Origin of the sequence: Nocardia sp. NPDC059177 (assembly GCF_042755165.1) — a bacterium.
Lineage (GTDB): Bacteria > Actinomycetota > Actinomycetes > Mycobacteriales > Mycobacteriaceae > Nocardia.
In genome coordinates this window covers 13716-26304 of the sequence record NZ_JBHZBX010000003.1, presented here as the reverse complement: position 1 = coordinate 26304, position 12589 = coordinate 13716, and the positions used below count along the sequence as shown (strand labels likewise).

The following is a 12589-nucleotide window of genomic DNA, read 5'->3' as shown; positions in this document are numbered from 1 at the left end:
TTTCCCAGGTGAGTGACGATCCGATCGAACTGAGCGATCCGGATGTGGTGATTGACGCGGCGACCGGCACGCTGACCTATCGGGGCGAGCCCTACAGCGGCGCGGTGACCCGGACCCGCCCCGACGGCACCTGGCAGGAGTACTGGAGCTACGACGAGGGCGACCGCGACGGCGACTGGTCCGGCTGGTACCCCGACGGCACCATGCGCTACAACGGCGAGTTCTACCGCAACCGTCCCGTCGGCACCTGGCAGGAGTGGTACCCCGACGGCGCGCGCCGCCTCGAGGACGTCTACGACATCGACGGCATCCTGCTCACCCACTCGCGCTGGAACGAGGCGGGCGAGCTGGTCGAATACGAAGACGAGCGCACCCGCAAGGGCATCGCCACCGACGCGGTCGACGCCGACGATCCCGCCCTGCGCTGGGACGACGAGCAACGCCGGATGTACTACCGCGACGAGCCGTTCACCGGCCAGGAATTCCGCCGCCCCGCGCCGAGCGCCCCCGTCACCGAACTGTCGACCTACGCCGACGGCTACCGCGACGGACCGTCGCGCGGCTGGTACCTCGACGGAACCCCGCGCTACTCCGGCGAATACGCCGACCGCCACGAAGTGGGTACCTGGCGTACGTTCTTCCCGTCCGGAGCCCGCGAAGCGGAAACCGTCTTCGCCCCCGACGGCGCGCTGCGCACCCGCACGCAATGGGACGAGACCGGCGCCCTGATCGCACAGCACGGCGCGAGCCGGGACTAGGCAAGGAGTGTGCATTGGCTGAGGAGCTGGCCCGCGAGCCGGATGTCGGATTCACGCTCACCACGGTGGTGGCCGACAGCGGCGTGACCGAACAGGCCGCCGCGCTGAGTCATCGCATCGCGAAAACCGTCGCGGCACTTGGCCCGCCGGGATGGACCAAGGTCGAGGCGTCGTTCGCGATGACGGCGGCGGCCGAGGTGTCGATGGTCGTCTTCCACGACGAACAGGACCGGTTCGCGCGGGTCTTCCCGAGCCCGGAGCTGCTCGAACTGTTGCGCGAGCACCGGCATCTGTCCGCGTCGCTGGGTGACGGCCCGTGGTGGCGCTACCTGCTCACGCTCACCAACGCGGGCCGGATGGAGGTCGACTACGACTACGGCGACGACCCCTTCCCCGACGACCAGCTGTTCCCACCGACGGTGTACCGCACCGATATCGAGGTCTATCCGCGCGAACGCCTGCCGGTCTGGCTGGCCGCCTACATCGGCCACGGCGATCGCCAGATCCGTGGCCCGGTGGCCGCCGCCGAGCAGGCGCGCATCGATACCGCCGCGGGCAGGCACGCGGTCGGTTCGGCACCGGATGTGGAGTTCCCCGCGCTCGAACCGATGGCCCGCCGGTGGGCGCTGATCGCCGCGGCCTTCGTGGCGGTCGGCTCGAAGTGGGGCCCGCGGGTGACCCCGGCGTTCCACGTCTTCGAGGGTTCGTCGTTCAGCGGGTCGACGCTGTGCCTGCTGCCCGGTGACCGCGCGGTCCTGTCCGGCGGGGTCTGGGACGCACCGGAACTCGACGCCGTCTACAACCGGGACGCGCCCGCACCGCAGCTGTATCTCGGTGCGCCCGACTGGGTGGCCGCACCGGTGCTCAACCGCCGCGCCGACAACGGCCTGCTCACCTTCTGCTACTGGTGGGAGGGTGGTCGCTGGTATCGCGGCGCCTCACCCGGCGCGGACGCACTCGCGCCCGCGGTCCCCGGCATGTGGGACACCAGGACCGTCGTCCGGGTACTGACCGGGCTGCTCGGCGACAACGCGCCCGACGAGCGCCGCGACGCCGTGCTCGGGCTGGTCGAGGCCGCCGAACGCGCCGCCGTCGCCCGCGACACCTTCACCCGGGTCTTCCCCGTCGACGACTACCACGTCGACGCGGCCTGGTTCGAGCTGAATCTGGCCGGTCTCACCGGCGCGCACACCGCCGGTCTCGCGAAAGAGTAAGCCCCGGCGCGCTGTTGCGAGGCCGGACCAGTTGTGGTGTGCTCGCTGAGGCGAAGGGAGGACGCATGGCCAACGAGCACGCCAAGGCCCAGATGGCCGACATCCTCGAGACGGTCCAGGAGCAGATGCGGGCGATCGCGCAGGTGCAGCAGGACCGCGCGAAGATCGTCGCCAGCGCCACCGTGCGCAAGCGCGTGACCGTGACGGTCAACGCCGATTACAAGGTCATCGAAACGAAGTTCACCCCTGATATCGACGATCTCACCTACACCGAGATCGCCAAGGCTGTCACCGACGCGGCACAGCAGGCCGCGGCCGAGGTCGCGCGCCGGACCCAGGAGATGATGGCGCCGCTGCAACGCGAACGCACCCGGCTGCCGAAGATCACCGAATTGGTCGATGACATGGACGGATTCGCGATTCCGGAGCCGGTGGAGGCATCCCTGGCACCGCCCAATGACCCGGAGCGGGAACTGCTTCCGGATCCCGTGGACGAAACCGGCGGCGATCGTCAGCGGACCGCGACCGACTCCAGCTGGTAGTAGCGGATGGTCGATGCGCTGTCACCAGCGAGATCGCCACTGTACATGCGGGATTCATCCGGCAACCCTTAGAATCGTCAACAAGCTGTGCGAATCGGCGGTGTCGTTGTAGCGGTGCCGGACCGGACAGGGAGGGGTCGACAAACATGGCGGGACCATCGGCGGAAGAACAGTGGTCAGGTTTGAGTTCCGCGGCGGCGGACGGCTCGCTGCTGCTCGAACCCGGCGCGCTGCCCGCCCTGGTCGAGGCCACGAACAACGCGCGGTACTGGGTGAATTCGGTCAAGCAGTCCGCCGGTGTGGTGGCCACACTGCCGGACTTCTCGTCGCTGGAGTCGGGTAAGCAGCTCGCCACCCAGTTCAAGAACAAAGTCGAAGAGCTCGAGACGATCCTCGGCAAGCACGAGACCATCCTCGACAACGCGGGCAACACTTTCCTCGAGGCCGCCAGGCACTACGAGGGCGCCGAGTCCGACACCTCCGTCGACCTGGACGCGCTGCGCACGCAGATCGAGCAGGGCAAGTCCAAGGGCCTCGACATGCAGACCTATCCGCCGACGGTGCTGCCGGTCCGGCCGGTGAGTAACACCGCGACGCTGCCGGGCGCACTGGTCGACGGCACGACCTTCGATCCGTCGGGGATGAAGGCAGAGAGCCCGGCCGGCTACACCTACGACGAGCTGGAAGCGATTCGCGCCTCGATCGACCCGGTGCCGAGGCAGCTGGAGTACACGGTGCTGTTCTGGGGGCAGTTGTCGACCTGGCTGAAGACCGGCTTCGACGATCTCAACGCCAAGGTGGAGGCCAGCAAGCAGAGCTGGTCGAGCCCGAACGGCGGTGGCGCGACCAGGGCCATGTCGGCGATGTCGGCCTATCACGAGGGCAACGGACTGCTCGTCGATCAGGTCAAGCAGGTCTCGGTCGCCCTGGATTATTCGGTGGGGTGGCTCAATTCGACGGCCAAGGGCATGGCGACGGCGCTGATGCTGCCGCGCTGCTACTCCGACCCGGACGGCGCGCAGGCGCAGGCCGACAAGGAGGAGTGCGCCAAGGACGCGCGCCAGGTCATGTGGAACATCTACGTGCCCGGGCTCAACGGCACCACCAGCCATATCGCCACACTGCCCGAGCCGACGGCGCCGACCAGCGGCGACGGCACCGGTGACGGCAGTGGCAACGGGAACGGCACCGGCAACGGAACTGGCTCGGGTTCCGGCTCCGGGTCGGGTTCCGGCTCGGGCGGCGCCGGTTCCGGCCAAGCGCTCGCGGCGATCGACCGGGCCCTGTCGCAGTTGCAGCAGTCCGAAGGCAGCACCGAGGGCCTGGGCAACGGTGGCATCAGCGAGGAGAACGGCGGGCTCGGCTCGACGGATTCGGCCGGCTCGTCGGGGACCGACCAGCTGAGCTCGGCCCTGCAATCCGGTCTCGACCAGGCGAGTTCGGCCGCGCAATCCGCACTGGAACAGGCGAGTTCGGCTGCCGAACAGAGCTCGCTGGCCGGTATCCCGACCTCGGCCGCGCTCAGCTCGTTGCAGGACCAGGCCAAGAAGGCGCTCAGCGCGGCCAGCCGGGGCGGCGGTGGCGGCGGTGGTTCGGGCGCGGGCGGCGGCGGTGCAGGCGGGCCCGCGGCCTTGACGCCGAGCCTGGACAGTGCCTCGAAGCTGTTCCCGCGGGCCTCGGTCAGCACCGGCGCCGAATCGGCCATCCGGGCGGGCCTCGCCTCCGGTTCCGGTATGCCGATGGGTGGCATGCCGATGTCGCCGATGGGCGGCGCGGGCGCGGGTGGGCAGCAGCAGAAGGAACACAAGCGCGCCGACTACCTCGACTCGGTCACCCACCTGGACGAGGCGCTCGGTGACGCGCCGATCGTCGCCAGGCCGGTGGTGGAACAGTGACGCCCACCTGGGAATTCACCGGCGACGAGTTCGACGCGCTGTGGTTCGGCATCGAGGCCGAGGATATGCCGAGCCCGTTCATCCACACCAGCGAGCCGCGCAGCGCCGACGAGGCCCAGTTCGTCCGCAGACGGGACTGGGCGGCGATCCAGCAGCGCTGGGGGCACGAGCTCGACGAGATCATCGACGTGCTGACCCGGCCCGATATCCGGGTGATCGTGCGCGGCTACGGCGGGGTGACCCGGATCGACGATCCGGCGCGTTCGGTGCGCATGCTCGCGGTCCGCAAGGGCGAGGTCGGCTATCTGGTGCGGCAGCGGCCGGGCCGGACCATCTATCACGCGGACGGCTTCGAGGTCACCCGGCACGGCGCGCTCACCCTCGGTGACGTGATCGCCGATCAGCTGCCGCAGGTCCCGGCGGGCCGCGGCCAGGAGATCCGGCTCGACGAACCCGGCCACGACCAGCTCGACCACAACTACGGGCGCTCCCTGGTGCAGCACTACGACGACGATGCCGCGGTGCGCACCATGACTTTTCAGCAGGCGCCGGTGGATCGTGGCGGTTTCATCGATATCGAGCAGGGCTGGTCGCGTTTCGGTCCGCGCGGGGTCGTGCGGTTGCGGCTGGGCTGGCGTGATCTGACCGACGACGGGCGCTATGTGGTGGTGCCCGGCACGCCGCCGGTGGCCGTCGGCGCGGATCGGCGGCGAGTGGTGTCGCTGGTCAACGCGCAGATCGCCGAAGTTGTCAGAGCCATCAGAGATGATCGGGCGTAGCACGATGGACGAATTTCCGACCGAGTTCACCGTGGCCTCGCTGACCGGCGAGATCGCGGTGCGTACGACCGAGCAGGGCCTGCCGGTGGGGGTGACCGTGGCCGCCGATCAGCTGCGGCGCGACCCGGCCGACCTGGCCGCCGAGATCCTGCGGCTGTGCCAGAAATCGGCCAAGCGGGCCGGGCTGGCGCGGCGGAATCAGCTGGCGGAGGCGGGTTTCGATCCGACACTGCTGGCGGCGACGGGGCTGCCGACCGAAGCCGAGGTGGCGGCGGCGGAGATCGTCGAGGAGCAGGACTACGACACCGAGCCGCAGAGCTGGCTGCGATCGGTCTAGCGAGCGAGGAGGGGAGGAGCGGCGATGGTCGAAACCATGGACGAGCTGATCGCGAAGGTGCGGGGGCAGCTCTACCGGCTACAGGATCTGGCCGAGGCGACCGGTGGCATCCGGGAACAGGAGACTTCGCCCGACGGCGCGGTGACAGCCACCGTCGACGGTGCGGGCGCCCTGGTCGGGCTGGAGTTCACCGCGGCGATCGGCAAGCTATCGCCGGCCGATTTCGAACGCGTGCTGGTGGCGACCGCGCAGGCCGCCGCGTATCGCGCGTTCGCCCAGCGCGCCGACCTGGTGACCGCCTACAACCGGGGCGACACATGAGATTCAGCGGATCTTCACCGAGCGATATGCGTAGGACAAGTTTCCGGCGGGTAGATAAAGTAGCGAAACAGCAAGGGCTGTTTCGAGATTGGACATAGCCATGAATACTGTTGCGGTAGTTCCCGAGGCGATTCGTGCGTACGCGGGCGCATCGGCCACCATGGCGGCGGGTGTCGCCCAGGCTGGTGCGGTGAACCAGGCCGCCACCGTGGCCGCCGCGGCCCCGGTGTTCGGTTTGATCGGCCAGGAGTTCCTGCTGTCGTTCGTCTACGCGCAGGCCAACCATCTCAGTTCGGTGGCCCAGCTGGCCGCGGTGCACGCGGGCACCGCGCTCACCGCCGCGCAGGCCGCCACCACCTACGAAGGTGCGGACGGGGCGTCCAGGCTGGGTATCGCCGCGGTCGACCTGTAGCCATGGAGAATCCCGGGGGAAGCGCGGCGGCGTCGGTGGATCCGACGGTGCTCGACCTGCTGCGCGCGAGTTCGCTGGCGCCGATGCTGGATCAGCCGGTGAGTCAGGTGCTCAGCTCGATGGGGCTGCCGCAACTGCCGCAACTGCCGGAGTTCATCCAGCTGCCCGACATGCCGCCGCTGCCGACGATCGACCTGACCGCGCTGATGCAACCGCTCACCGAGCTGGCCTCGGCGTTCGGGTCCGGCGACCTCGGCGGCACCATCTCCGACGGCATCAGCTCGATCAACCCGGCCGACGCGCTCAGCACCATCACCTCGGTGCTGGAGACGACGATGTCGCTGGGTTCGACGGCGCTGCAAGCGGTGATGCAGCTGTGGCAGAGCGATGCGGCCACCGACGCGACGGTCAAGGCGACATCGGCGGCGGCCAACGGCGCCGAGCTCGCCACTCAGAGCACCGCGGAGAAGGGGGTCCTCACCCACGGCGCGGGCAATGTCGCCGTGGGCACCTCCTTGATGACCGCGTTGATCGCGCGCTTCTCGGCCAGCTTGGCGGTGCTCGTCCCGCTCGCCGGGACGACGCCGGGCGGACAGGCGGCACTGATCGCGGCGACCGTGGAGGCGGTGACGGAGGGGCTGGGTATCACGGCCGAGACCAAGGCCGAGATGGTGATGCGCGCCGTCGAGATGACGCAGGCCGGCGAGAAGGTCCCGGTGACCAACGCGCCCAGCGGTGTCGAGTCGAGCACCGAGTCGCTGAGTCAGCTGATGAGCCTGGTCTCGCCGTTGATGAGCGCCGCGAGCACCGCGGTGTCGTCGATCAGTTCGCTGGCCGAGCAGGTGAGTTCGCTCTCGACCAGCACCACCGATGACACGACGACTACCACCGGCGACACGACGACCACTGATACCGACCTCACCGACGCGGAGACCACCGAGAACCTGGCCGCCGCAGGCGGTGGCGGCGGTGTGATCGGTGGTGTCGGCGCGATCGGCGGCGCGGGCGCGGCCTCGACGTCACTGAGCCCTTGGCAGGGCCGCTCGGCCGGCCTCGGCGGTGCGGGTGGCCTCGGCGGTGTGAGCGGCGGCACCGCCGGTGGCGCCAGTGTGACCACGGCCTCGGCGACCGGCTCGTCGCCGGGGTACATGCCGATGGGCGGCGCGGCAGGTGCGGCGGGCGCGCCGATGGCCCGCGCGGTCGACGGTGGCGGCAACGAAGCCGTGCACTCGCAGTTGGTGACCGGCAACCACGGTGACGAAGTTGTCGGGCAGCTCGACGGGGTGGCGACCCCGGTGGTCGGCGCCGTGGAATCGGTGAGCACCGAAGCGCCACCGGACAAAGAACTCTCACTGTGACGCGGTAGCACCCACGACAGGAGTGACAGATGGACAACACATTCGAATTCGACGCGGCTTCGATGAGCGCGGCCGCGGCGGCGCTGGACGGCATCGCCGACCGGCTCACCACGGAGATGACCGCGGTAGCGCCGACACTGCAGGTGGCGCCCGCCGGTCTCGACGAGGTGTCCGACCGCGCCGCCACCACCACCAACGGCGTCGCCCAGGACTATCTGACCGCGGGTGAGGCCGGTGTGCACGAGGTGAACAAGCTCGCCGCCGCGCTGCGCGCGCAAGTCAGCGACTTCGATCAGATGGAAACCGACAACACGAGCAGATTCACCGGCTGATGATCGAACCACCGCAGCCTGGATTCACCGGCGTGGTGTGGGAGGCGCGCGAGCCCGACAAACTCGCCACCGATCTCACCACCGGTGCCGGACCGTTACCGATGGCCGAGGCGGCCGCCGCCTGGATGCGGCTCGCCGCCGCCTTCGGCGCGGCCGTGCTCGACTACGAACAGGTACTACAGACCGTGCGCGGCTCCTGGAAATCCGGCAACAGTGAGCAGCTGGTGGAACGGATCTCGACACTGCGCGAATGGTTGCTCGAGACCGCCGCCGCCGCCACGGCGAACGCTGCCCGGCTGCAAGCCCAGGTGCTCGCCTACGAGGTCGCGGCCCTGGCCATGCCCAACTCCGCCGACATCGCCGCCATCACCGCGATGCGGCACGCTCTCGAACAGGTCGGCGCCGCGCTCGGCGCGCCGATCCAAGCCGTCGCCGCGCAGACCGATGCCGATGCCGACATGGCCAAAGCCGTTGCCTCGCGGGTGATGCGCAGCTACGAGGCGGCGACCGAACCGCTGGCGACGCCCTGGGCGCACGTGCTGCCACCGACGATCGTCGCGGAAGCGGTACTGGCGGGCGAGCATTCGACCGAAGAGGAAACCACACCAGGTACACCGGGCACTCCGGTCGTGTCGGGTGCGGCACCGATCGGTCTCGGTGCGCTGGCCGCTCCGGTTCGGACCGCCTACCACGCGCCGACCTTCGCGCAGGGCACCGCCGCGGGCGCCACCGCCCGGACGCTACCGGTCAGCACTCCCTCGGCTGGGGCCATGCCGATGGTGCCCGGCGCCATGGCAGCCGCGGGCGGACAGGATTCCAGCTCGCGATTCCCGCGCGCGGGAATCGCCTACGAGGAAAACGATCACCTGGTCACCGAAGGCGAGATCCAGGCCGCGCCCGCAGTGCTCGGCGTCGCCGACCGCACCGCCCCGCAGACCGGCGGCACCGCGACGGCGGAGGGCAGGCCATGACCACACTCACCAACGACTCGCTGCTGGCCGTCGCCGACCGGCTCGGCGTCCAGACCCTGCCGTTGGTCCTGGCGGTCGGCCCGCAACAGGACACCTTCGACGCCTGGCAGGCCGCCCGCGACGCCGCCGTCGCCGAACTCACCGCGACCGGCGTCTTCGACACCTACGGCGATGTCGAACCCGGACTGGCCGATGCCCTGAGCATCCTCGCGCAACCCGACGCCGAACTCGTCGCCCGCTGCTACGGCGACGACGAACGGCGCCGGATCTGCGTGGCCCGCCGGGGTGCCGGCCACGCGGGTGCGGTCCGCAGTGGCGACACTTTCGACATCAGCACCAGCACCGTCGAGGGCTCGAACAGCGAACTCGCCCGCCTGCTGCTCGCCGCGCTGCCACACCGCGCGCCTGCCGAGGTCTCCGGGGTGAGCGTCGCGGCCGACGACCTGGCCGCGCGGCTCGACGCCGCCGAAACAACTTCCCAGTACGTGGACGCGCTCTACTCGCTCGGCATCTCCGCGCATCGAGCGACCGTGCTCGGTGCGGCCTTCGGCTCCTGCCATGGCTACACCGAGATCGTCGCCGCCGTCCACCACGACGGGCTGACCACCCGAGCCCCTGGCGCGGTCGCGGTGTACGACACCGCGCGCGGCCGGATCGTCGTCGCGCCGATGACGGCGCCCGACGGGCAGGTGTGGTCGACCATCACGCCGGGCACCGACCACCGCCTCACCCAGGCCGTCGGTGCGCTCCTCGAGGGGCTTCCCGGTGGGGGGTGGCGGCCCGACTAGCCATCTCTCGTTTCAACCATCAAGTAGGAAAGGTTCGGCACATGCCCCCTCAGGGACCAGTAGGTGTAGAAGCCGGCGGCGTAGACGGCGTCGTCTCCAAGCTCGAAGGCACCATCAACAACCTCCGCACGTCGGTCGGCCAGATCGACGACGCCGCCCAGGCCGTGCTCCGCGGCTGGAAGGGTGACGCCTCGGACGAATTCGTGAAGGTCGCCCAGGCCTGGCACGACGAGGCCGACGCGCTCAACAAGAAGTTCGACCGGCTGACCGACGCGGTCAACACCGGTAAGTCCACCCTCGTGAACATGGACGGCGCAGGCCTGTCCGGCGGCGGCGGCTCCACCGGCGGCAGCAGCTACACCAACCTCTGATCGCGAATCGCCAACGACAGGAACTGAGCTCATGACCATTCTTTACGATCCCGCGGCGATGAACGAACTGTTCAGCGACCTGCAGACCTACGGCGGGAAGATGAAGGGCGAAATCGACGAACTCGAAGGCGCCGCTTCGGATTTCCGCAACAACCTGCAGGGTGACAACGCGATCGCGAACTTCGACACGGCGCACACCAACGTCACCACCGAGCTGACCGACACCCTCGACAAGCTCGACAAGCTGGCCGCCCAGGTCGAATCGGCGCTCAACCGCGCCCTCGAAGCCGACGGCAAGGTCGGCGACGGCTTCGCTGATTTTTAGGAGCGCTGGCGCGCTCGAGCGCGGCCTCTTGAGTCCCGATGAAAACGGGGCGTGACTTGTGCCTTCGGCACTTTGTCACGCCCCGTTTTCCTCGGGCCTGGCCGCTACGCCCGCTGCGCGGGCGGGGCCTCCTCGAGGTCGGCCCGTGGGGGGTTGCGATTGGTGGGGATGTTGCGGACCTGGTGACCGCTGTGCTCCGCTGCTGGGGTGCTCGCGAGGCTTGCGCTGCTTAGGTGTTGGTTGCGTTGCCGCCGTCGTGGCCGCTGTGTGCTGATGCTGTGGTGTCTGTTGGGCGGGTCTGCTGGAATGTCCGCTGTCCAGCGCTGCGGCGTCTGCGTAGTGCAGAGGGAGTTTGTGGTCGGGCGTGAATAGTCGGGCGCCGCTGTGGGTTTGCAGTGCCCGACTGATCAGCGGGCTGCCAGGGATTCTCCGATGTAGTGCATTTCGTCGGGGGTTGTCACCATCGATACCGTCGCGCTGCCGGTGCTGGTGCGGACGGTGATTCGGTTGGGGGCGTGGGGGTCCTGGATCAGGGTGACGTCCGGGGGGACCGAGTCGGGGGCGCGTTCGGTGGTGCGGACTTCGATGAAGGTGGCGCCGCCCAGGTGGACGGTGGGGGGGATGCCGTCGAAGACCAGGACGGTGGTGGTGGGGTAGGGGGCTGCGGGGGCCGGTGGGGGGCCGGGTGGGGATTGGGGGGTGGCGCCTGCGGCGCGGGGGGCGATCGAGAGTAGTTGGGGGGTGGCCAGGTTGGCGACCATGGAGTGCCAGGCCTGGGGGCGGGTGGTGTGGACGATGGCGTGGGCGCCCAGGGCGGTGGCGCGCAGGACGACCTGCTGGGCCAGGTCCAGGTTGCCGATGACGTCCACGTGCCGGGTGCCCGCGCCGATCAGCGGGACGGCGATGCCCTGGCCGCGTTCGTCGGCGCCGATCAGCTGACCGCAGCCGGTGGTGGGGACGGCGATGTCGGTGAGGGCGGTGAGGGTGCCGCGGTAGCCGTCGCGGCCGCCGAGGGCGTCGGCGGCGCCGATGGGCAGGGCGTCGAGCAGGATGCGGTGCTGGCTGCCGGGGAGTTCGCGCAGGCCGGGCAGGGGGGCCTGCTCGTAGGGGGCTGCGGTGTCGAAGCGGACGACGGCGTTGATCACGACCGTGCCTGCGGTGTCGTCGGCGCGGCCACCGCGGCGGGCGCCGGGGTGCAGGCGCAGGGTGACGGTGGTCGACAGGGTGGGCAGCGACCAGATCTCGGCCAGGCCGTTGGTGCCGATCATCGGCGCGGTGAGCTGGTAGTGGGTCAGGTGCCTGCCGAACTCGGATTCGAGGCCGTGCGTCGACTCGGTGACCCGCAGCGGGTCGAAACCGTGCGACAGTTCGCGCACCGCGCTGTTCATCTCGGTGGCGGTGAGCACGGCGGCGTCGATGCCGTGGGTGGCCAGGCGATTGGCGACGCGACGGGTGGCGATGATCATGGTGCGCAGGGCGCCGGTCGCGCCGCCGCCGCGCTTGTCCACCGCGACCGCGTTGGCGACCGGGTCCAGGCGCAGCACGAGCCAGCAGGTGCGGTGCGCGATGGCGGGCAGCGGGCCGAGGATCCGGTCGTAGAGGTGCGCGGCGGCGCCGGTGCCCGCGGTGCGCGCGCCGGTGGCGATCACGTCGATGCTCACCAGCTCCACGTCGAACTGGTCGAGGCAGCGCGCGACCTCGGTGAGCGGCAGCAGCTGATCGGCGCTCAGCGCGCCGCGTTGCAGCAGGGTGAGGCTGTCCGGCGGCGGATCGATCCGCAGCATGGTCAGCAACAGATCGCCGTCCCAGCGCACCCCGCAGCCGCCGCCCTCGGGCAGCGGCACATCGAAGGCGGGGGCGCGGTCGAGGGTGTCGGTGCGGCCACGCACCCGGCGCCCGAGCCAGCCGCCGATACGGACCGCGGGCGGGCGACGCCGGATCGGGACCAGCCCGATCAGCAGCACGGCCGCGGCCCCGCCGATCGCCCAGTACCCGGAATCGGTGGTGGCCAGCAGCACCCAGGCCACGATCGCCGCGAGCACCGCGACCGGCACACAGGCGCGCAGTGGATACATTCGGAACAACCAGAATTCCGGGTCACGCAGTGTGTCGTAGACATTGTCGCCGCCGGTTCGCCCGGCGTTCATACTGTTGTTCAAAATCGTTGTCCCTGCTTGGCATCCGTC

At 69.9% G+C, this 12589-nt stretch carries 15 protein-coding genes; 14 read left to right on the top strand and 1 reads right to left on the bottom strand.

Annotated features, from left to right (window positions below; all coding sequences use genetic code 11):
• Nucleotides 1-8: 8 nt before the first annotated feature.
• The 14 genes from ACFXK0_RS05135 to ACFXK0_RS05070 all read left to right on the top strand — a co-directional run bounded on the left by ACFXK0_RS05135 (nucleotide 9) and on the right by ACFXK0_RS05070 (nucleotide 10403).
• Nucleotides 9-758, top strand: a complete 750-nt coding sequence (locus ACFXK0_RS05135) for a toxin-antitoxin system YwqK family antitoxin (RefSeq protein WP_379408526.1) — start codon at nucleotides 9-11, stop codon at nucleotides 756-758.
• A 14-nt stretch (nucleotides 759-772) separates the two neighbouring features.
• Entirely contained in the window at nucleotides 773-1972 is a 1200-nt protein-coding gene (locus ACFXK0_RS05130; protein ID WP_379408525.1) for a hypothetical protein, read from the top strand.
• 65 nt (nucleotides 1973-2037) lie between these two features.
• Nucleotides 2038-2514 carry a YbaB/EbfC family nucleoid-associated protein gene (locus ACFXK0_RS05125; protein WP_379408524.1) on the top strand — a complete coding sequence of 159 codons (477 nt, stop codon included), beginning with the start codon at nucleotides 2038-2040 and terminating at the stop codon, nucleotides 2512-2514.
• A gap of 182 nt (nucleotides 2515-2696) precedes the next feature.
• The gene (locus ACFXK0_RS05120; RefSeq protein WP_379408522.1) at nucleotides 2697-4409 is read left to right on the top strand and encodes a hypothetical protein; all 1713 of its coding nucleotides are present in this window, start codon (nucleotides 2697-2699) and stop codon (nucleotides 4407-4409) included.
• Nucleotides 4406-5188, top strand: a complete 783-nt coding sequence (locus tag ACFXK0_RS05115; RefSeq protein WP_379408521.1) for an ESX secretion-associated protein EspG — start codon at nucleotides 4406-4408, stop codon at nucleotides 5186-5188. Before ACFXK0_RS05120 ends, ACFXK0_RS05115 begins: the two co-directional genes overlap by 4 nt.
• 4 nt (nucleotides 5189-5192) lie before the next feature.
• The gene (locus tag ACFXK0_RS05110; protein ID WP_379408520.1) at nucleotides 5193-5525 is read left to right on the top strand and encodes a hypothetical protein; all 333 of its coding nucleotides are present in this window, start codon (nucleotides 5193-5195) and stop codon (nucleotides 5523-5525) included.
• 24 nt (nucleotides 5526-5549) lie between these two features.
• Complete coding sequence (locus ACFXK0_RS05105; protein WP_379408518.1) at nucleotides 5550-5846, top strand: YbaB/EbfC family DNA-binding protein; 297 nt, start codon at nucleotides 5550-5552, stop codon at nucleotides 5844-5846.
• 100 nt (nucleotides 5847-5946) lie between these two features.
• The gene (locus tag ACFXK0_RS05100; protein WP_379408517.1) at nucleotides 5947-6258 is read left to right on the top strand and encodes a type VII secretion target; all 312 of its coding nucleotides are present in this window, start codon (nucleotides 5947-5949) and stop codon (nucleotides 6256-6258) included.
• Nucleotides 6259-6260: 2 nt separating this feature from the next.
• Nucleotides 6261-7616, top strand: coding sequence for a hypothetical protein (locus ACFXK0_RS05095; protein WP_379408516.1), 1356 nt, complete (start codon nucleotides 6261-6263; stop codon nucleotides 7614-7616).
• A gap of 29 nt (nucleotides 7617-7645) precedes the next feature.
• On the top strand, nucleotides 7646-7948 hold the full coding sequence (locus ACFXK0_RS05090) for a PE family protein (protein ID WP_379408514.1): 303 nt from the start codon (nucleotides 7646-7648) through the stop codon (nucleotides 7946-7948).
• Nucleotides 7948-8919 carry a PPE domain-containing protein gene (locus ACFXK0_RS05085; RefSeq protein ID WP_379408513.1) on the top strand — a complete coding sequence of 324 codons (972 nt, stop codon included), beginning with the start codon at nucleotides 7948-7950 and terminating at the stop codon, nucleotides 8917-8919. The genes ACFXK0_RS05090 and ACFXK0_RS05085 overlap by 1 nt, the downstream gene beginning before the upstream one ends.
• Nucleotides 8916-9707, top strand: a complete 792-nt coding sequence (locus ACFXK0_RS05080) for an ESX secretion-associated protein EspG (protein WP_379408511.1) — start codon at nucleotides 8916-8918, stop codon at nucleotides 9705-9707. The genes ACFXK0_RS05085 and ACFXK0_RS05080 overlap by 4 nt, the downstream gene beginning before the upstream one ends.
• 41 nt (nucleotides 9708-9748) lie before the next feature.
• Nucleotides 9749-10078 (top strand): WXG100 family type VII secretion target, encoded by a 330-nt coding sequence (locus ACFXK0_RS05075; protein WP_379408510.1) that lies wholly within the window; start codon nucleotides 9749-9751, stop codon nucleotides 10076-10078.
• A 31-nt stretch (nucleotides 10079-10109) separates the two neighbouring features.
• Nucleotides 10110-10403 (top strand): WXG100 family type VII secretion target, encoded by a 294-nt coding sequence (locus tag ACFXK0_RS05070; RefSeq protein ID WP_379408509.1) that lies wholly within the window; start codon nucleotides 10110-10112, stop codon nucleotides 10401-10403.
• A 407-nt stretch (nucleotides 10404-10810) separates the two neighbouring features.
• Here the strand turns inward: ACFXK0_RS05070 and eccE are convergent, their stop codons facing one another.
• Nucleotides 10811-12550, bottom strand: coding sequence for a type VII secretion protein EccE (gene eccE, locus ACFXK0_RS05065; protein WP_379408507.1), 1740 nt, complete (start codon nucleotides 12548-12550; stop codon nucleotides 10811-10813).
• Between the last annotated feature and the right edge of the window lie 39 nt (nucleotides 12551-12589).

Excerpts from the sequence above, each read along its gene's own strand:
- ACFXK0_RS05125 (WP_379408524.1), top strand. The coding sequence starts at position 2,038 with ATGGCCAACGAGCACGCCAAGGCCCAGATGGCCGACATCCTCGAGACG.
- ACFXK0_RS05110 (WP_379408520.1), top strand. The coding sequence starts at position 5,193 with ATGGACGAATTTCCGACCGAGTTCACCGTGGCCTCGCTGACCGGCGAG.
- ACFXK0_RS05105 (WP_379408518.1), top strand. The coding sequence starts at position 5,550 with ATGGTCGAAACCATGGACGAGCTGATCGCGAAGGTGCGGGGGCAGCTC.
- ACFXK0_RS05100 (WP_379408517.1), top strand. The coding sequence starts at position 5,947 with ATGAATACTGTTGCGGTAGTTCCCGAGGCGATTCGTGCGTACGCGGGC.
- ACFXK0_RS05095 (WP_379408516.1), top strand. The coding sequence starts at position 6,261 with ATGGAGAATCCCGGGGGAAGCGCGGCGGCGTCGGTGGATCCGACGGTG.
- ACFXK0_RS05090 (WP_379408514.1), top strand. The coding sequence starts at position 7,646 with ATGGACAACACATTCGAATTCGACGCGGCTTCGATGAGCGCGGCCGCG.
- ACFXK0_RS05085 (WP_379408513.1), top strand. The coding sequence starts at position 7,948 with ATGATCGAACCACCGCAGCCTGGATTCACCGGCGTGGTGTGGGAGGCG.
- ACFXK0_RS05080 (WP_379408511.1), top strand. The coding sequence starts at position 8,916 with ATGACCACACTCACCAACGACTCGCTGCTGGCCGTCGCCGACCGGCTC.
- ACFXK0_RS05075 (WP_379408510.1), top strand. The coding sequence starts at position 9,749 with ATGCCCCCTCAGGGACCAGTAGGTGTAGAAGCCGGCGGCGTAGACGGC.
- ACFXK0_RS05070 (WP_379408509.1), top strand. The coding sequence starts at position 10,110 with ATGACCATTCTTTACGATCCCGCGGCGATGAACGAACTGTTCAGCGAC.
- eccE (WP_379408507.1), bottom strand. The coding sequence starts at position 12,550 with ATGAACGCCGGGCGAACCGGCGGCGACAATGTCTACGACACACTGCGT.